This is a genomic window from Sphingomonas sp. G-3-2-10 (genome assembly GCF_012927115.1).
Taxonomy (GTDB): Bacteria; Pseudomonadota; Alphaproteobacteria; order Sphingomonadales; family Sphingomonadaceae; genus Sphingomonas.
In genome coordinates, this window is record NZ_JABBFY010000001.1 from 558907 (window position 1) to 576544 (window position 17638).

Below are 17638 nucleotides of genomic sequence, written 5' to 3' on the forward strand. Positions count from 1 at the left end.
ACATCCGGGCAAACAAGCCTCGACAAGTCGTTGCAGAGCGGGGAAGCGTAGGAGAGTGACCGAAACCGATCCTGCGACTCCCGCCGATGCGCCCGTATTCGTGCTTTCGTTCCGCCAGCGGGACGAGCTTGCCTCCGCTGCGGCCGGGGCAGGGTGGCGCGTGGTTGCTGCGCGGCGCGGCGAGGGGGTCGAGCGGCGCTTCCTGACCAGCGGCGCGGCGCTGGCGGTGATCGACGCGCGGGGTGCGCTGAGCGACGGGCTGGAAGCGGCGAAGGCGCTGGGAAGCGCGATCGAGGTCAATGGCGGCGCGATGCTGATCCTCGTTTCGCAAAGCGACACGATCCACATGCGCCATTTCTACGATGCCGGCGCGACTCATTTCCTGAGCAGCCCGATGTCGACCGCGGGGATCGCGCAGGCGATCCGTTTTGCCCTGCGCCATGTCGAGCGGCTGGCGAGCGGCTTCGGCGGCGGAGGCGACGTTACCGAGCCGCTCGGCTGGCGCTATGATGGCGAACTCCGGTCGCTTCAGGTCACGCCAGCGCTGGCGGCGCTGCTCGGCCTGGGCGATGCGCCCGGCCTGCGCGAAGCGATTCGGCTGGCGGATAGCGCTGACCGCAAGCTCGGCCGGGTGGCGATCCGGCGGCTGACCGTGGAGAAGCCGACCACGGCCTTCGCGCATGACCTGCCGGGGATCGGCCGCGTAGTGCAGCATATCCAGCGCGATACGCGGACGGGGCGGTTGAGCGGCCTGGTGGAGCGGCTGGGCGACGCGCCCGATGCGGGAGCTGCGGTCCGCGACGCGCTGACCGGAACGCGCGATGCGGCGGGCGCGCGGCGCTGGATCGACCGGCGACTGGGCGACGGCGCCACGGTTTCGGCGATCCTGATCGGGCTCACGCGCTTCGAGACAGTCAATACTGCCTATGGCCGCCCTGCGGGCGATGCGTTGCTTCGCGCGGTCTCGCGGCGGCTGGCGGAAGCCGCGCGCGAAGCGCTGGGACGGCGCGCGGTCGTGGCGCGAATGGGTGGATCCGAATTCCTCGTGGCGAGCGACGATGCGGATGCCGACGCGATCGCGGCGGCTTCGGCGAAGTTCGAGGAAGCGATCGAGCGGCCGTTCGTGGTCGCGGGCAATTTCCTGCCGCTCGGAGCCAAGCTGGCGTCTGCGATCAGCGTCGAGGGCGACAGCGCCGCAAGCCTGTTGCGGCGGGCGAGCGACACGCTGTTCGACGGGCATGCGCCGCGCGAAGAGTCTGCGGCTTCGCTCGATGTGCTGGCCGGGGATTTGCGCCTTGCGCTTGAACGCAACGAACTGAGCGTGCTGTTCCAGCCGCAAGTATCGATCGCGACCAAGATGATCACCGGTGTCGAGGCGCTGGCGCGGTGGCGGCATCCCAGGCTGGGCGAGATCGGAGCGGAGACGCTGTTCGCCGCCGCGGCCCATGCGGGTCTGGAAGGCGCGGTGAGCGATCATGTCCAGCGGCGCGCGCTCGACGAGGCGGCGCGCTGGCCGATGAACCTCGGCAAGCTGCGCCTCTCGATCAATGTCACGGCAGGCGATGTCGGGCGGCCGGGCTTTGCCGACAGCCTGCTCGGGCGAGTCGATGCGAGCGGCTTTCCCCGCAAGCGGCTGACGATCGAGATCACCGAAAGCGGGATCATGGAGGATCTGGGCGATGCGGCGCGGCTGCTGAGCGAATTGCGCACCGCCGGGTGCCGCGTGGCGATCGACGATTTCGGGACGGGCTATTCGAGCCTCGCCTATCTGAAGGCGCTGCCGCTCGACTATCTCAAGATCGACCAGCATCTGAGCCAGGACATCACCGGGAGCGCACGTGACCGGGTGGTGGTGCGCGGGGTGATCGACATGGCGCGCTCGCTCGGCCTCACCGTGGTGGCGGAAGGCGTGGAGACGGCCGAGCAGCTCGATCTGCTGGCCAAGGAAGGGTGCCAGTATTTCCAGGGCTTCCTGTGTTCCGCACCGATCGAAAGCAGCGCGCTGGCGTCGCTGGTCGGGGTCTGAGGAGTAAAGACGATGCTGCGCTGGTTGCTGATCTCGCTTGCGCTGGTCTTTGCGCTGCCCGCGGCGGCGCAGGACCCGCGTACCGCCATCGAGGCGGGGATGGCCGATAGTGCGGCGGGGTGGGATGCCGGGAACGTCGATCGCTTCCTGGCGATCTATTCCGACGATCCGGCGACCAGCTTCACCACCGAAAAGGGCATTGCGCGAGGCAAACCGGCGGTGCGGGCGCGTTATCTGTCGGGTTATCCCGAACAGTTCGGACCGAACCGGGGCGCGGGCGCGACGCGGCTGTCCTTCACCTTCGAGGATTTCCGGATGCTCGGCACCGATCACGCCCTGCTGACGGCGCGGTGGAAGCTGGTCGATGCGGGCGGCAAGGAACTCACCGGCATGACCACATTGGTGTTCCGTCGCGAAACCACGGGCTGGAAGATCATCGCGGACCATAGCAGCTGATGGCCGACAAGCGCGATGTGAGCGGCGTCTGGTACGGGCGCTATACCGGCTTCTTCCGCGGTTCCGACAACAGCTTCATCGCGTTGCTGGAGGAAACGGCCGGTGCGTTCGGCGGGACGATCACCGAGCCCGACGACAGCGGGGTATCGGATATCCGGCGCGCCTATGTGACGGGCGGGCGCGAGGGATCGGCGGTCCGCTTCCTCAAGCAATATGATGGCGGCAACGGCTGGGATCACGCCGTCGATTATTCCGGCTCGATCGATGCGGAAGGCACGACGATCTCCGGCAGATGGAACGTGGATGGTCTCGGCGCCGGATTCACGATGCAGCGCGAGAAATTCTCCGCAGCCGAACTGGAAGCCGAGGAAGAAGCGGAACTGGAAACGCCGGTCCGCTGAAGCTTAGCCGGCGGCGCCCATACGGCTGCCCTCGACACGATCGAACACGCGGCTCGCGGCGCGGGCGAGGTTCGACAGCAGCGCGACGGCTTCGGGATCGATTTCGCCGGTCTTCGCCCAATAGGCCCCCATCGACATGCGCGGTTCGGCGACGCCGATCGGGAACATGGCCATGCTCTTGGCGAAGGTGGCGCGATAGGCTTCGTGCGGCACGCGATCGTCGGCGAAGATATCGGGAATGACGATCGGGCGGTTCTCGATCATCGCGAGGCCGGAGATACAGGCTTCGATCGGGAAATCCTGACCGGTCCACAAGGGGCTGGCGGCGTCTTCGGCGACATAGGCGACGCGATTGCCGATGCGGCGGACGACCGTGATCCCGTCGGCATTGCCGATCGCGCGAGCAGAGCCGCGAAGCGTCATGACGAGCGCTTCGATCGTATCGACCTGAGCCAATTGGCCCAGCGTATCCATAAGGCGGCGGCGCCGCTCGAGGCTCGCAACTTCCATGACGCTTTCCCTAACCTGCGTCAGGCCTAGCGCCAAATGGTTTACGGGCCATTCCTGAGCAGTACGGGGTTTCCCGGAGGTTAACCCGCGGCCTTGGCAAGCCCGCGCGAAAGCTGAAGCGCGCCGTGAAGCCGCGCGCGCGGATCGGCCCAGACGCGGTTGATCACCAGCTTCATGTCCGGCCGCAGCCGCGCGGTTTCGCCCAGCTTGCCGACATAGGCGAGCAAGCCGTCGATGTTCGGGAACTTGTCTTCGTGGAAGCTGACCAGCGCCCCCTTCGGCCCGACATCCAGCTTGGCGATGCAGGCCTTTTTCGCGTTGAGCTTGGCTTCGATCAGCTGAAGGAGGTTGTCGGTCGCTTCGGGCAGCTTGCCGAACCGGTCGATCAGTTCCGCCGCGAAGCTCTCGATCCCCGCCTTGTCCTCGACGTCGTTGAGGCGGCGGTACAGGCCCATGCGCAGGTCGAGATCGGGGACATAGTCCTCGGGGATCATGATCGGCGCGTCGACATTGATCTGAGGCGAAAGGTCGCGCGGGCGGAGGTCGTCGCGCAGGCCGCCGGCGCGGGCGTCCATGATCGCCTCTTCCAGCATCGACTGGTAGAGTTCGTAGCCGACTTCCTTGATATGGCCGGACTGTTCGTCCCCGAGCAGATTGCCCGCGCCGCGAATGTCGAGATCGTGCGACGCAAGCTGGAAGCCCGCGCCGAGCGATTCGAGATCGGACAGGACCTTGAGGCGCTTTTCCGCGGCTTCGGACACCTGCCGCTGGGGCGGGGTGGTCATATAGGCATAGGCGCGAGTCTTGGACCGGCCGACGCGCCCGCGGATCTGGTAGAGCTGGGCCAGGCCGAACTTGTCGGCGCGGTTGACGATCAGCGTGTTTGCCGACGGAATGTCGAGGCCGGATTCGATGATCGTGGTCGAGACGAGAAGGTCGTATTTGCGGTCGTAGAAGGCGGACATACGCTCTTCCACTTCGGTCGGCGACATCTGGCCGTGCGCGACGACATAAGTGATTTCGGGTACGTCCTCGCGCAGGAACTTCTCGATATCCGGCAGGTCGGCGATGCGCGGCGTGACGAAATAGGCCTGGCCGCCGCGATAATGTTCGCGCAGCAGGGCTTCGCGCAGGACGACCGGGTCCCACGGCATGACATAGGTGCGCACCGCGAGGCGATCGACCGGCGGGGTCTGGATGACCGACAGTTCGCGCAGGCCCGACATCGCCATTTGCAAGGTGCGCGGGATCGGGGTTGCGGTGAGGGTCAGGACATGGACGTCGGCCTTGAGCGACTTGAGCCGCTCCTTGTGCGTGACGCCGAAGCGCTGCTCTTCGTCGACGATGACGAGGCCGAGGCGCTTGAAGTCGATTCCCTTGGCGAGGATCGCATGGGTGCCGACGACGATGTCGATCGTCCCTTGGGCCATGCCTTCCTTGGTGGTCTTCGCCTCGTTGGCGGGGACGAGGCGGGAGAGACGGCCGATCTTCACCGGGAAGTCGCGGAAGCGTTCGGTGAAGTTCTGGAAGTGCTGGCGGGCGAGCAGGGTGGTGGGGCAGACGACGGCGACCTGCTGCCCCGCCATCGCCGCGACGAAGGCGGCGCGCAGCGCGACCTCGGTCTTGCCGAAGCCGACATCGCCGACGATGAGGCGATCCATCGGCTTGCCCGCGCCCAGATCGTGGATGACGTCGCCGATGGCGCGGTCCTGATCGTCGGTTTCCTCGTAGGGGAAGCGATCGACAAAGGCGGGATAGCCGCCCGCATCGGGCTCGAGCACTTCGCCCGGACGCACGGCGCGTCGCGCGGCGGTGGCGATGAGCTCGCCCGCAATCTCGCGGATGCGCTCCTTCATCCGCGACTTGCGGCGCTGCCAAGCCTCGCCACCCAGCCTGTCGAGCGCGGCGCCTTCCTCGCCCGCGCCATAGCGGCTCAGGACTTCGAGATTTTCGACCGGAACGTAGAGCTTGTCGCCGCCGGCATAGCTGAGCGCGACGCAATCGTGCGGCGCCTTCTGCACCGGGATCTGGGTCAGGCCCTCGTATCGGCCGATACCATGATCGACATGGACGACGAGATCGCCCGGCGAGAGCGTCGCCAGTTCGTTGAGGAAGGCGTCGGTCGATTTCTTGCGTTTCGCGCGGCGGACCAAGCGGTCGCCGAGCATGTCCTGTTCGGTCAGCACCGCGACGTCGGGCGCGCTGAAGCCGTGGTCGAGCGGGAGGACGATCAGCGCGACCGCCTTGTCGGCGATGCCCATCGCTTCGTGCCAGCTTTCGGCATGGTGCGCGCCGGTGAGGCCGTGATCGTTGAGCAGGCCGGTCAGCCGCTCGCGCGCGCCGATCGAATAGCTGGCGAGGATCGGCTTGCGCTTCTCCTTGCGCAGCTTGTCGATGTGATCGACCACCGCTTCATAGACGTTGATGCTGGCAGCGCGTTCGGGCGCGAAGTCGCGGGGGCCGTCGACGTGGAAGTCGAGGACGGTCTTCGATTCGGGTTCGTGGAACGGCGTGGCGGCGTGGACCGGGGCCTCGGCCAGCCGGGTCTCCCACTGATCGGCGGTCAGATAGAGCGCACCGGCCTCGAGCGGGCGATAGCTGCCCGGCGCAGTCGATTCGGCGCGGACGCGGTTGGCGTGATAATCGGCGATGGCTTCGAAACGCTGCTCGGCAGCGCCCGCAGTGCCGGAATCGCGAACGATGATCGCATCGTCGGGCAGATGATCGAACAGGGTCTCGAGCTTGTCCTCGAACAGCGGGAGCCAATGCTCCATGCCGGCGAGGCGGCGGCCGTCGCTGATCGCCTGGTAAAGTGGATCGCCGGTCGCGGTGGCGCCGAACTTCTCGCGATAGCGGGTGCGGAAGCGCTTGATGCTGTCTTCGTCGAGCAGCGCTTCGCTTGCCGGAAGCAGGGTAAAACCGTCGACCCGGCCGGTGGTGCGCTGGTCGGAGGGATCGAAGGTGCGGACGCTTTCGATCTCATCGCCGAAGAAGTCGAGTCGGAGCGGCTGTTCCGCGCCGCTGGGGAACAGATCGACGAGACCGCCGCGCACTGCGAACTCGCCCGCGTCGTTGACGGTGTCGAGCCGGACATAGCCGTTGGACGACAGCAGATTGGTAAGCTTGTCGAGCGAGATACGCTCGCCGGGAGCGAGACGGGCGACAAGCTGGCGGATGCGGAAGCGGGTCAGCGCGCGCTGGGTAGCGGCGTTGACGGTGGTGACGAACAGCCGCGGCTTCTTCGCGGGGGTCTGGAGCATGTGGAGTGCAGCGAGCCGTTCGGACATGACGCGCAGCGTGGGGCTGGCGCGGTCATAGGGAAGGCAATCCCATGCCGGGTAGGATACGATCTCGATCTCGGACGCGAAGAAGGTCGCGGTGCTCGCCATCGCCCGCATCGCGGATTCGTCCGAGGCGATGAATACTGCGGTGCCGCCCGCGCGTGCGAGGTCGGCCAGCATCCAGGGGAGGAAGCCGTTCGGTGCACCGGCGAGCGTCAGGGGCTTGCTGGCGGAGAGGATCGTCTTGAGTTCGGGCATTTCTTCTTTCTAGCCCTCTCCCCTCCGGGGAGAGGGTTGGGAGAGGGGCAGGAGCGGATAGTGCGTCGCACTTCCCATCTCCCCGACCCTCTCCCCACAAGCGGGGAGAGGGAGATTATTCGGCGATCGGCACGTAGTTCAGCGTCTTCAGCGCAGCCATGATCGTGCCTTCATACTCCGGCGGCACGCTCTGGGTTCCCATTGCCCAGGCCATGATGTCGACATCCTGTTCCTCGAGCAGCGCTTCGAACAGCTCGATCTCGGCATCGTTCCAGCCGGTGTGATGGGCGTCGAAAAAGCCGCCGATCATCAGGTCGGCTTCCTTGACGCCGCGGTGCCATGCACGGAAGCGGAGGCGTTTCAGGCGGGTTTCTCTATCCATCAAATCCAACGGCGATTGGCCGACAGCGCTGGAATGCGCGGTCGGCTTGGGTGTAGGGCTGCGAGATAGCCATGCGTCCAGAACTTCTCAATCCATTGTTCGCCGAAGTGACGGCGCTGAAGGGCATCGGCAGCGCATTGGCGAAGCCGCTCGACCGGCTGGGCATCGCGCGAGTGGTGGATGTGCTGTTCCACCTGCCGACGGGTTGGATCGACCGTGAGTTTCGCGAGGAACTCGACGCGGTGGATGCGGGGCGGACGATCGTGATCCGGATTACGCCGGTGAACTATCGCTTCGGCGGCACACGCCGCTCTCCGGCGCGGGTGCAGGCGGTCGACGCGCTGGGCAATCATGTCAGCCTCGTCTTTTTCGGCGGCAATTCGGGCTGGGCGAAGAAATTGCTGCCGCTGAACGAACCGCGCTGGGTTTCCGGGCGGCTCGACCAATATGGGCAGGAACTCCAGATCGTGCATCCCGAGGTTTCGGAGGAAGCCGAAGCGGGCGGGCGCGAGGCCGTCTATCCCTGTTCCGAAGGCATTACGTCGAAGCGGATCGCGGCTTTGGTGGCGCAGGCGATCGAGCGCGCCCCTGAAGTGCCCGAATGGGTCGAGTCGAGCCTGAAAGCGAAGAACCAATGGCCCGGCTGGCGCGAGGCGCTGGTGCGGATCCACGCCGATCCGTCCGATGCGAAGGCACGCGAGCGGCTGGCCTATGACGAGGTGTTCGCCAATCAGCTCGCCCAGACGCTCGTGCTCGGCCAGACCCGGCGGCAGCGGGGGCGCGCCCTGCAAGGCGACGGGCGGCTGAGGGACAAGCTGCAGCTGCCCTATACGCCAACCGGCGCGCAGACGCGGACGATCGGTGAAATCGAAGGCGACATGGCCCAATCGCACCCCATGCTCCGCTTGCTTCAGGGCGATGTGGGATCGGGCAAGACGCTGGTGGCGACGATGGCGCTGCTGATCGCGACCGAAGCAGGGGCGCAGGGCGCGTTCCTCGCGCCGACCGAGATTCTTGCGCGCCAACATTTCGAGAATCTCTCCCGCCTTCTCTCCGGCCTCGGCGTGAGGATCGCCATCCTCACCGGGCGCGACAAGGGCAAGGCGCGCGAAGCGACACTGATGGGCGTGGCTTCGGGCGAGATCGACATCCTGATCGGCACCCATGCGATCTTCCAGCAGGGCGTCGCCTATCGCGATCTGGGGCTTGTGGTGGTGGACGAGCAGCACCGCTTCGGCGTGGCCGAGCGGATGATGTTGCAGGCCAAGGCGCTGGTTCCCCCGCATCTGCTGGTGATGACCGCAACGCCGATCCCGCGTACGCTGCAACTGGCTTCGCACGGTGAAATGGATGTCAGTCGGCTCGACGAGATGCCGCCGGGGCGCGAGCCGATCCAGACCACGGTGATCTCCGAAGACAAGCTCGACGCGGTGGTCGATGGGCTGGGGCGACATCTGTCGGCAGGCAAACAGGCTTATTGGGTTTGCCCGCTGGTCGAGGAAAGCGAGAAGACCGATCTCGCCGCCGCCGAGGATCGCGCGGCGAAGCTGACGATGCGGTTCGGCGCCAAGGTCGGTCTGGTCCACGGCCGGATGAAGGGGCCGGAAAAGGATGCGGTGATGGCGCGCTTCGCCAGCGGCGAACTGGGCGTGCTGGTCGCCACGACAGTGATCGAAGTGGGCGTCGACGTGCCCAATGCCACGCTGATCGTGATCGAGGCAGCGGACCGGTTCGGCCTTGCCCAGCTCCACCAGCTCCGTGGCCGCGTAGGGCGGGGCGGGGGGCAGTCGCATTGCATCCTGCTGCGCGGCGGCAGCCTCAGCGAGACCTCGCGCGCGCGGCTGGGGCTGATGCGCGACACGACCGACGGCTTCCTGATCGCCGAACGGGATCTGGAGCTGCGCGGGGCAGGGGAGTTGCTCGGCACGCGCCAGTCGGGCGAGCAGACGTTCCGGCTGGCGACGCCGGAGAGCCTCGCCTCGCTGATCGTTGCCGCAAATGCAGACGCACGGTTGCTGGAGGATCAGGATCGCGCGCTGAAGAGCGAGCGGGGCCAGGCGGCGCGGGTGGCGCTCTATCTGTTCGAGCGCGATGCAGCGGTGGGGCTGCTGAGGGCCGGTTAGGTCAGGGCCGGTTGGACTTGAGGACGACCGCGATCAGCTCGTAATAGCCGGCAAGGTCGATCGCGTGATCGAACTGGCAGCCGACGCGGCCGCCGAGCGACCAGCGCACTTCAGCGACGGTCACGCCTACGATGGGCAAGGTCACGCGGAGGCGGTCGCCGGGCTGGAAGTCGTGATCGCAGCGCGCCATCAGGCCATGCGGCGAGAGATTGACGATCAGCAGCGTGTGCGGGCGAGCATCCGGGCCGAACGCCTTGGCGCGGTAATGAACATCGTCCCGCCCCTCGCGACGGATCTCGGCGTAAGCCAGATTTCCCGTTCCAAAACTCACACACACCCCACGAACACAAGTGGTACCGGTGCAGCAATAACGTTGCCGCGTGAATCGCTATGCAACGAAAGTGATTAACGCTCAGCTATTGCGGGCTACGGTTTTCTACTGTGCGAAGTTGAGGATTCCGTGATTCTTTTTACCTGCGGAAATGCGCAGGGATGCCGACGTAGCCGTAATGACCAGTGCTTCGTCTTCCACCTTCTCGCCATCGAGGCGCGCGCCGCCGCCCTTGATCAGACGGCGGGCTTCGCCCTTCGATGCAGCGAGGCCCAGCGCGACCAGCGCGTCGACGATTCCGATGTCGCCCGATGCGGTGTGGCTGGGCAGCGCTTCGCCCGCAGCACCTTCCTCGAAGGTCCGGCGCGCGGTCTCGGCGGCTTCCTGCGACGCGGCCAGGCCGCGGCACATCGCGGTGGCTTCGTTGGCGAGAATCTTCTTCGCTTCGTTGATCTCCGCGCCTTCGAGCTTCTCGAGCCGGGCGATCTCGTCGAGCGGCAGATCGGTGAACAGGCGCAGGAACTTGCCCACGTCGCGATCGTCGGTGTTCCGCCAGAACTGCCAGTAATCGTAATGCGACAGCTGATCCGGGTTCAGCCACACCGCGCCCGACATGGTCTTGCCCATCTTGCCGCCATCGGCCGTGGTGATCAGCGGGGTGGTGACGCCGAACACTTCGGTGCCGTCGACGCGGCGCGAGAGTTCGATGCCGTTGACGATATTGCCCCACTGATCCGACCCGCCGAGCTGAAGCCGGCAGGCATGGCGGCGCGACAGTTCGAGGAAGTCGTACGCCTGGAGGATCATGTAGTTGAATTCGAGGAAGCTGAGCGACTGTTCGCGATCGAGCCGCAGCTTGACCGAATCGAAGCTGAGCATCCGGTTGACCGAGAAATGCTGGCCGTAATCGCGCAGGAAGGGGAGGTATTCGAGCGCATCGAGCCATTCGGCATTGTCGAGCATGATCGCGTCGGTCGGGCCGTCGCCGAAGGTCAGGAACGGTTCGAACACGGTCTTGATCGACGCGATGTTGCTCGCGATCGTCTCCGCGGTCATCAGCTTGCGCGCTTCGTCCTTGAAGCTGGGGTCGCCCACCTTGCCGGTGCCGCCGCCCATCAGGACGATCGGCTTGTGCCCGCTCTGCTGGATACGGCGGAGCAGCATGATCTGGACGAGGCTGCCGACGTGCAGCGACGGCGCCGTCGGGTCGAAGCCGATATAGGCCGGCACGATCTGCTTCACGGCAAGCGCGTCGAGCGCGGCGGCATCGGTGACCTGGTGGATGTAACCACGCGAGGCCAGCAGGCGAAGCAGTTCGGACTTGTGTTCGGTCATAGTGCGCGCCGCATAGCGAAGGCGGCGAATATCGACAAACGCATTCGCGCTCTCGCGCAGGTGTCTTTAGGTGGCGGATCAGGGTCAATGGGACAGGGGCAGGCGATGGGTATCGAGATCGAGCGCAAATTCCTGATCGCGGGCGAAGGATGGCGGAGCGCGGTGGTTCGATCCGGCGCTATCCGTCAAAACTATCTGATGCGCAATCCCGGCATGTCCGTCCGCGTACGAACGAAGGGCGAAAAGGCTCTGCTGACGGTCAAGGCGGGGATGGACGCGCTGGCTCGGGCGGAGTTCGAATATGAGGTGCCGTTCGCCGACGGCGAGGCGATGCTGGCACTTTGCGCGGAGCGGGCGATCGATAAGGTTCGCCATATCGTGCCGGCTTCGGGCGGGCTGGTCTGGGAGATCGACGAATTCGGGGGTGCGCTGGCCGGGCTCGTGCTCGCCGAGATCGAACTGCCGGCTGCCGATACGGTGTTCGACCGGCCCGACTGGCTGGGTCCGGAAGTTACCGGGGATCCCGTCTATCTCAATTCGAACCTGCACCTGTATCCCGGCAATTGAACCGTCACGCATCCACCGTGCGCAGCGCCGTCCCGATCAGCTGGAAAAAGGCCTGACCGTCCGCGCGGCGATCGACGTCCCATTCGGGATGCCATTGCACCGCCAGTACCGATGCGCCGCAGGGCGAGGCGGAGAAGGCTTCGATCAGCCCGTCGTCGGCCGCCACGGCTTCGATGTCGAGGCCGCTGCCGAGCCGGTCGATTCCCTGATGGTGCACCGAATTGACGTGGAGCGAACGGCTGCGCGTGGCCGTCGCCAGCAGGCCTTGGTCGGCCAGCGAAACCTCATGGCCGTGATCGAACAGTTCCGGGAAGGACAGGCCGTCCTCGGCGCGGTGATGGTGATCGCCCGCGCATTGCAGCGTGCCGCCGAACAGGACGTTGAGTTCCTGAAGCCCGCGGCAGATGCCGAAAACGGGGCGGCCCGCCTCGATCATATGTTCGGCCAGCGTCAGCGCGACGAAATCCCGCTGTTCGTCGATCCGGTCATTCTGTCCGGCGCAGCCGCCATTGCTGGCGGCGACGTTCGATCGCGAGCCGGTGAGCAGCAGGCCGTCGAGCCGGTCGGTCAGCGCCGGCGCATCGAGCACGTCGGCGATGGCGGGGACGAGCAGCACTGTGGCGTTGGAGATGCGCGACAGCGGCTCGATGAAGCGGCTGGCGACCGACTGGATTGGGCGGTCGGCAAACTCGTTGCAGCTTAGCACGCCGATCACCGGCTTGCGCGGACCGGCCGGGCGGCGGCGGAAGAAGGGCGCGGTCATCTGGCGCGGCCCGCCAGTTGCGCGGCGACACCCTGTGCGGCGTCGGTATCGAGGCGGACCGCGCCCGGCTGGACGATCACCGCGCCCGCGGGCACGTCGTCCAGCAGCCAGACATTGCCGCCGATCGTCGCGCCGCGACCGATGGTGACGCGGCCGAGAATGGTCGCTCCGGCGTAGATGACGACATCGTCCTCAAGGATCGGGTGGCGGGCGAAGCGTTCGCGCGGGGAGACTTGCGACAGGCCGAGCGGGCTTCGCGCGCCCAGCGTGACGTGCTGGTAAAGACGGACGTTCGCGCCGATGATCGCGGTCTCGCCGATCACCACGCCGGTGCCGTGATCGATGAAGAAGCGCGGGCCGATCGTCGCGCCGGGGTGGATGTCGATGCCCGTGCGCACATTGGCGAGTTCGGAAATGAGCCGCGCGACGATCGCCGCGCCAAGCTGATGCAATTGGTGCGCGAGGCGATGGTGCAGGATCGCGAAGGCGCCGGGATAGCTGATCAGGATCTCGTCCACGCTGCGCGCGGCGGGATCGCCGACGAACGCGGCTTCGACATCGGCGTCGATCAGCGAGCGGATCTCGGCCAGCGACGCAGTGAAGTGTCGGACGATCATCTCCGCCTGATCCTCGTCGAACGGCGCGTCGCATTCGGCCTGCCAGTAATCGAGTTCGCTCGCCACCTGTTCGCGCAGGATCGCGAGACCGTCGCGCAACTGCTCCGCGACGAAATCATCTTCGCGCGCCGCGCCGCCGCGAAACCCGCCCAGACGCACCGGAAAGAGCGCTGCCGACAGATGCTGCACCGCTTCGGCGAGCCGCGCGGGGGAGGGGAAGCGCGTGACGCCATACCGGCCCGCCTGCCGCACCCGCCATTCGGCGCGTGTCGCGTTCAGCGCGGAAACCGCATCCGCGATTTCGGTCGAGAAGCCGGTGTGTATCATCCTCCTAATTGATAGGAATTGAACGGCGGACGGAAGATAGTTTTGGTTCAGCCGCCAAAACTCCAGCCTAGCGGCCGGCTTCTTTCACCGTTTCCATCGCGACGAAGGTGGAGGTGCTGGCGACATGGGGCAGGCTGGAGATTTTCTCGCCCAGCACCGCGCGATAGCGGCGAATGTCCGAAGTGCGGACCTTGAGGAGATAGTCGAAGCTGCTGGCGATCATGTGGCATTCCTCCACCTCGGGGATGCGGCGGACGGCGGTGTTGAATTCGCGCAGCGCCGCTTCGCGCGTGTCGGACAGTTTCACCTCGGCGAAGGCGACGTGATCGAGGCCGAGCTTGGCCGGATCGACGATCGCCGCGAAGCCGCGGATCACGCCGCTGTCGATCAGCTTGCGCAGGCGGACCTGGCAGGGGGTCTTGGACAGGCCGACCTTCGACGCGAGATCGGTGACGGTAATCCGGCCATCGGCGCGCAACGTCGCGACGATCTTGCGGTCGAACTCGTCCAGATCGACTGTTTCAGCCTTCTTTTCCATCCATATTGCCTATCATATGCCGATTATAAGGCAAGATCGTCGCTATGGCGTATCTGAAAAGTCGGATCGACTTTGGGGCCGTGATTATATTGCCGGTATGACCAGCCAGCCCCCATTCACCGCCTTCGCCCCCGCCATTCGCGAGCAATCGCCGCTGCGGCGGGCGATCACCGCCGCCTATCGCCGCGACGAAGCCGAATGCCTCGCGCCGCTGATCGAAGCGGCGACGCTTTCCGAGGAAAGCCGCGCAGCGGTTCGCGCAACGGCGACCACGCTGATCTCGGCGTTGCGGGCCAATCACAAGGGCACCGGGGTCGAGGGGCTGGTACAGGAATATTCGTTGTCGAGTCAGGAAGGCGTGGCGCTGATGTGCCTTGCCGAAGCGCTGCTGCGGATTCCCGACAATGACACTCGCGACGCGCTGATCCGCGACAAGATCGCCGATGGCGACTGGGGTTCGCATCTGGGCGGCGGGCGATCGCTGTTCGTCAATGCGGCGACCTGGGGTCTGGTGGTGACCGGCAAGCTCGTCGGCAGCGTGGACGACCGTGGTCTCGGCGCAGCGCTCACCCGGCTGGTGGCGCGCGCGGGCGAGCCGGTGATCCGACGTGGGGTCGATCTGGCGATGCGGATGATGGGCGAGCAGTTCGTCACCGGCGAGACGATCGACGAGGCGCTGAAGCGCGCGAAGGCGATGGAAGGCAAGGGCTTCGGCTATAGCTACGACATGCTCGGTGAAGCGGCGACGACCGCCGCCGACGCCAGCCGCTATCACGCCGATTACACCAACGCGATCCACGCCATCGGCAAGGCTTCGGCCGGGCGCGGCGTCTATGGCGGGCCGGGCATCTCGATCAAGCTCTCGGCCCTGCACCCGCGCTATGTTCGCAGTCAGGCGGACCGCGTGATGAACGAACTCCTGCCGCGCGTCCGCGAGCTGGCGCTGCTGGCGAAGAGCTATGACATCGGCTTCAACATTGACGCCGAGGAAGCCGACCGGCTGGAACTCTCGCTCGACCTGCTGGAAAGCCTGGCGACCGATCCCGAACTGGCCGGATGGAATGGCCTCGGTTTCGTCGTGCAGGGCTATGGCAAGCGCTGCCCGTTCGTGATCGACTGGATCGTCGACCTGGCGCGGCGTTCGGACAGGCGGATCATGGTGCGGCTGGTCAAGGGCGCCTATTGGGATGCCGAGATCAAGCGCGCGCAGGTGGACGGCCTCGCCGATTTCCCGGTCTATACCCGCAAACTCCATACCGACGTGGCCTATGTCGCTTGCGCCAAGAAGCTGCTGGCGGCGCGCGACGCGGTGTTCCCGCAATTCGCGACCCACAATGCCCAGTCGCTGGCGACCATCTATCACCTTGCCGGACCCGACTTCGCGATCGGCGATTACGAATTCCAGTGCCTGCACGGCATGGGCGAGCCACTGTACGAACAGGTCGTCGGCAAGGCGAAGCTCGACCGGCCGTGCCGCATCTATGCGCCCGTAGGCACGCACGAGACGCTGCTGGCCTATCTGGTCCGCCGCCTGCTCGAGAATGGCGCAAACTCGTCGTTCGTGAATCGGATCGCCGATCCCGCGGTGTCGATCGATGAGATGGTCGCCGATCCGGTCGAGATCGTGAAGGCGATGCCGCATCCCGGCGCGCGGCATGATCTGATCGCGGCGCCCGCCGGCCTCTATCCAGACCGCCGCAACTCGGACGGCCTCGACCTGACCGACGAGCGCGCGTTGGCGGCGCTGACCGAGGCGCTCAAGCAGAGCGCTGTGATCGAATGGACCGCTGCCCCCGCCGATGGCGCGGAGGTAATGCGTCCGGTGCTTAACCCTGCCGATCATCGCGATGTCGTGGGCGCGGTGGGCGAGGCGTGCCCCGATCAGGCGCGCGCCGCGGTTGCTCGCGCGGCGGCCAGCGATTGGGGCAAAACGCCCGTCGCGGATCGCGCCGCTGCGCTCGAACGCGCCGCCGATGCGATGCAGGCGCGGATGCCGCTGCTGCTCGGCCTGATCATGCGCGAAGCAGGCAAATCGACCGCCAACGCCATCGCCGAAGTGCGCGAGGCGATCGATTTCCTGCGCTATTATGCGGCACAGGCGCGGGCGACCTTCGGTCCCGCTCAGACGCCGCTTGGCCCGATCGTGTGCATCAGCCCGTGGAATTTCCCGCTGGCGATCTTCACCGGGCAGGTCGCTGCCGCCTTGGTCGCGGGCAATGCGGTGCTCGCCAAGCCGGCCGAGGAGACTCCGCTGATCGCCGCCGAAGCGGTGCGTCTGCTGCATGAAGCGGGCATCCCCGCCGACGCATTGCAGTTCGTGCCCGGTGCTGGCGAGATCGGCGCGGCTCTGGTCGGCGCCCCCGAGACGGCGGGCGTGATGTTCACCGGATCGACCGAAGTCGCGCGGCTGATCCAGCGCCAGCTTTCGACGCGCCTGTCGCCTGCAGGCAAGCCGATCCCGCTGATCGCCGAGACGGGCGGTCAGAATGCGATGATCGTCGATTCCTCGGCTCTGGCCGAACAGGTGGTGGGCGATGTGATCGCTTCGGCCTTCGACAGCGCGGGCCAGCGCTGTTCGGCGCTCCGCATCCTGTGTCTTCAGGAAGACGTCGCCGATCGCACGCTGGCGATGCTGAAGGGCGCGCTGAAGGAGCTGCGTATCGGCCGCACCGATGCGCTGGCGATCGACATCGGCCCGGTCATCACCGCCGAAGCGCAGGGCAATCTCAACGCCCATATCGAAGCGATGCGCCGGCGCGGTCGCAACGTCGAACAGCAGCAGCTTTCCGCCGACACCGCGCATGGCACCTTCGTGCCGCCGACGATCATCGAGCTGGAAAGCATCGCCGATCTGGAGCGCGAAGTGTTCGGCCCAGTGCTGCACGTGATCCGCTTCCGCCGCGACGGGCTGGATGCGCTGATCGATGCGATCAACGCGACCGGCTATGGCCTGACCTTCGGGCTGCACACCCGGCTGGACGAGACGATCTCCGACGTCACCGCGCGGGTGAAGGCGGGCAATCTCTATGTGAACCGCAACGTGATCGGCGCGATCGTAGGCGTGCAGCCGTTCGGTGGACGCGGGCTTTCGGGCACCGGGCCGAAGGCGGGCGGGCCACTTTATCTCGGGCGGCTTGTGGCGACCGCACCGGCTTTTGAAGGGCGCGCGAACGCCGTGAATACGCGGCTGGCCGATTTCATCGACTGGCTGGAACGCCAGGGGCAGGCCGATGCCGCCGCACAGGCGCGCCGTTATGGCGCGGACTCGGCGCTCGGGTTCGAAACCACGCTTCCGGGGCCGGTCGGCGAGCGCAACCTTTATGCGCTGCACCCGCGCGGGCGGATCCTGCTGAAGCCGGAAACGCTTTCCGGGCTGTTCGAACAGATGGCGGCCGTACTGGCGACGGGCAATCGCGGGACGGTCCAGGACATTGCGCTGCCGCAGGGGCTGCCGGCCTCGGTTGCGGCCACCTTCGCGCCGGCCGCTGCCGAGCCGTTTTCGGCGGCGCTGGTCGAGGGTGATGCGGCACGCGTTGCTGCAGTCGTTGCCGAGGCCGCTGCGATGCCCGGCCCGATCGTGACGGTTCATGCCCGTGGCGCGGATGGCTATCCCTGCACCCTGCTGCTGGAAGAGGTCGTCACGTCGATCAACACCACGGCGGCGGGGGGCAATGCCAGCCTGATGATGATCGGCTGAGGCATTGGCAGGCGCGGTTGCCGGGC

General features: G+C 66.3%; 14 protein-coding genes. 6 read left to right on the forward strand and 8 right to left on the reverse strand.

The annotated features are described in order from the left end of the window. Positions 1-55 precede the first annotated feature (55 nt). The 3 genes from HHL13_RS02865 to HHL13_RS02875 are packed head-to-tail and all read left to right on the forward strand — an operon-like array spanning position 56 to position 2883. On the forward strand, positions 56-2026 hold the full coding sequence (locus tag HHL13_RS02865) for a GGDEF domain-containing phosphodiesterase (protein WP_346775466.1): 1971 nt from the start codon (positions 56-58) through the stop codon (positions 2024-2026). Between the two features lie 12 nt (positions 2027-2038). Next, positions 2039-2482: a nuclear transport factor 2 family protein gene (locus tag HHL13_RS02870; RefSeq protein ID WP_169554248.1), complete on the forward strand. Its 444-nt coding sequence runs from the start codon at positions 2039-2041 to the stop codon at positions 2480-2482. After that, positions 2482-2883, forward strand: a complete 402-nt coding sequence (locus HHL13_RS02875) for a hypothetical protein (RefSeq protein ID WP_169554249.1) — start codon at positions 2482-2484, stop codon at positions 2881-2883. Before HHL13_RS02870 ends, HHL13_RS02875 begins: the two co-directional genes overlap by 1 nt. A gap of 3 nt (positions 2884-2886) precedes the next feature. Here HHL13_RS02875 and HHL13_RS02880 read toward each other — a convergent pair whose 3' ends face one another. From HHL13_RS02880 to HHL13_RS02890, 3 genes are all read right to left on the reverse strand, one after another. Continuing rightward, entirely contained in the window at positions 2887-3393 is a 507-nt protein-coding gene (locus tag HHL13_RS02880; protein WP_169554250.1) for a GAF domain-containing protein, read from the reverse strand. 80 nt (positions 3394-3473) lie between these two features. Continuing rightward, the gene (gene mfd / locus HHL13_RS02885; protein WP_169554251.1) at positions 3474-6932 is read right to left on the reverse strand and encodes a transcription-repair coupling factor; all 3459 of its coding nucleotides are present in this window, start codon (positions 6930-6932) and stop codon (positions 3474-3476) included. 115 nt (positions 6933-7047) lie between these two features. Further along, the gene (locus tag HHL13_RS02890) at positions 7048-7314 is read right to left on the reverse strand and encodes a succinate dehydrogenase assembly factor 2 (protein WP_169554252.1); all 267 of its coding nucleotides are present in this window, start codon (positions 7312-7314) and stop codon (positions 7048-7050) included. Positions 7315-7385: 71 nt separating this feature from the next. Between HHL13_RS02890 and recG the strand changes: the two genes are divergently transcribed. Further along, entirely contained in the window at positions 7386-9437 is a 2052-nt protein-coding gene (gene recG, locus HHL13_RS02895) for an ATP-dependent DNA helicase RecG (RefSeq protein WP_169554253.1), read from the forward strand. Position 9438: 1 nt separating this feature from the next. Here the strand turns inward: recG and HHL13_RS02900 are convergent, their stop codons facing one another. Then, positions 9439-9768 (reverse strand): PilZ domain-containing protein, encoded by a 330-nt coding sequence (locus HHL13_RS02900; RefSeq protein WP_346775467.1) that lies wholly within the window; start codon positions 9766-9768, stop codon positions 9439-9441. Positions 9769-9873: 105 nt separating this feature from the next. After that, a complete protein-coding gene (gene tyrS / locus HHL13_RS02905; protein ID WP_169554254.1) occupies positions 9874-11103 on the reverse strand; it encodes a tyrosine--tRNA ligase in 1230 nt (409 codons plus the stop codon). An 87-nt stretch (positions 11104-11190) separates the two neighbouring features. Here tyrS and HHL13_RS02910 point away from each other — a divergent pair, with 87 nt between their 5' ends. Beyond that, positions 11191-11670 (forward strand): CYTH domain-containing protein, encoded by a 480-nt coding sequence (locus HHL13_RS02910; RefSeq protein ID WP_240953604.1) that lies wholly within the window; start codon positions 11191-11193, stop codon positions 11668-11670. Positions 11671-11674: 4 nt separating this feature from the next. Here the strand turns inward: HHL13_RS02910 and HHL13_RS02915 are convergent, their stop codons facing one another. The 3 genes from HHL13_RS02915 to HHL13_RS02925 all read right to left on the reverse strand — a co-directional run bounded on the left by HHL13_RS02915 (position 11675) and on the right by HHL13_RS02925 (position 13915). Then, positions 11675-12433, reverse strand: coding sequence for a gamma-glutamyl-gamma-aminobutyrate hydrolase family protein (locus HHL13_RS02915; protein WP_206376826.1), 759 nt, complete (start codon positions 12431-12433; stop codon positions 11675-11677). Further along, on the reverse strand, positions 12430-13377 hold the full coding sequence (gene epsC, locus HHL13_RS02920) for a serine O-acetyltransferase EpsC (protein WP_169554255.1): 948 nt from the start codon (positions 13375-13377) through the stop codon (positions 12430-12432). Before epsC ends, HHL13_RS02915 begins: the two co-directional genes overlap by 4 nt. A 67-nt stretch (positions 13378-13444) precedes the next feature. Further along, positions 13445-13915: an Lrp/AsnC family transcriptional regulator gene (locus HHL13_RS02925; protein ID WP_169554256.1), complete on the reverse strand. Its 471-nt coding sequence runs from the start codon at positions 13913-13915 to the stop codon at positions 13445-13447. A 97-nt stretch (positions 13916-14012) separates the two neighbouring features. On the opposite strand from HHL13_RS02925, the gene putA reads away from it, so the two are divergent. Then, on the forward strand, positions 14013-17612 hold the full coding sequence (putA, locus tag HHL13_RS02930) for a trifunctional transcriptional regulator/proline dehydrogenase/L-glutamate gamma-semialdehyde dehydrogenase (protein ID WP_169554257.1): 3600 nt from the start codon (positions 14013-14015) through the stop codon (positions 17610-17612). The last annotated feature ends 26 nt before the right edge of the window (positions 17613-17638 follow it).

Excerpts from the sequence above, each read along its gene's own strand:
- HHL13_RS02870 (WP_169554248.1), top strand. The coding sequence starts at position 2,039 with ATGCTGCGCTGGTTGCTGATCTCGCTTGCGCTGGTCTTTGCGCTGCCC.
- HHL13_RS02875 (WP_169554249.1), top strand. The coding sequence starts at position 2,482 with ATGGCCGACAAGCGCGATGTGAGCGGCGTCTGGTACGGGCGCTATACC.
- HHL13_RS02880 (WP_169554250.1), bottom strand. The coding sequence starts at position 3,393 with ATGGAAGTTGCGAGCCTCGAGCGGCGCCGCCGCCTTATGGATACGCTG.
- mfd (WP_169554251.1), bottom strand. The coding sequence starts at position 6,932 with ATGCCCGAACTCAAGACGATCCTCTCCGCCAGCAAGCCCCTGACGCTC.
- HHL13_RS02890 (WP_169554252.1), bottom strand. The coding sequence starts at position 7,314 with ATGGATAGAGAAACCCGCCTGAAACGCCTCCGCTTCCGTGCATGGCAC.
- recG (WP_169554253.1), top strand. The coding sequence starts at position 7,386 with ATGCGTCCAGAACTTCTCAATCCATTGTTCGCCGAAGTGACGGCGCTG.
- tyrS (WP_169554254.1), bottom strand. The coding sequence starts at position 11,103 with ATGACCGAACACAAGTCCGAACTGCTTCGCCTGCTGGCCTCGCGTGGT.
- HHL13_RS02910 (WP_240953604.1), top strand. The coding sequence starts at position 11,191 with ATGGGACAGGGGCAGGCGATGGGTATCGAGATCGAGCGCAAATTCCTG.
- HHL13_RS02915 (WP_206376826.1), bottom strand. The coding sequence starts at position 12,433 with ATGACCGCGCCCTTCTTCCGCCGCCGCCCGGCCGGTCCGCGCAAGCCG.
- epsC (WP_169554255.1), bottom strand. The coding sequence starts at position 13,377 with ATGATACACACCGGCTTCTCGACCGAAATCGCGGATGCGGTTTCCGCG.
- HHL13_RS02925 (WP_169554256.1), bottom strand. The coding sequence starts at position 13,915 with ATGGAAAAGAAGGCTGAAACAGTCGATCTGGACGAGTTCGACCGCAAG.
- putA (WP_169554257.1), top strand. The coding sequence starts at position 14,013 with ATGACCAGCCAGCCCCCATTCACCGCCTTCGCCCCCGCCATTCGCGAG.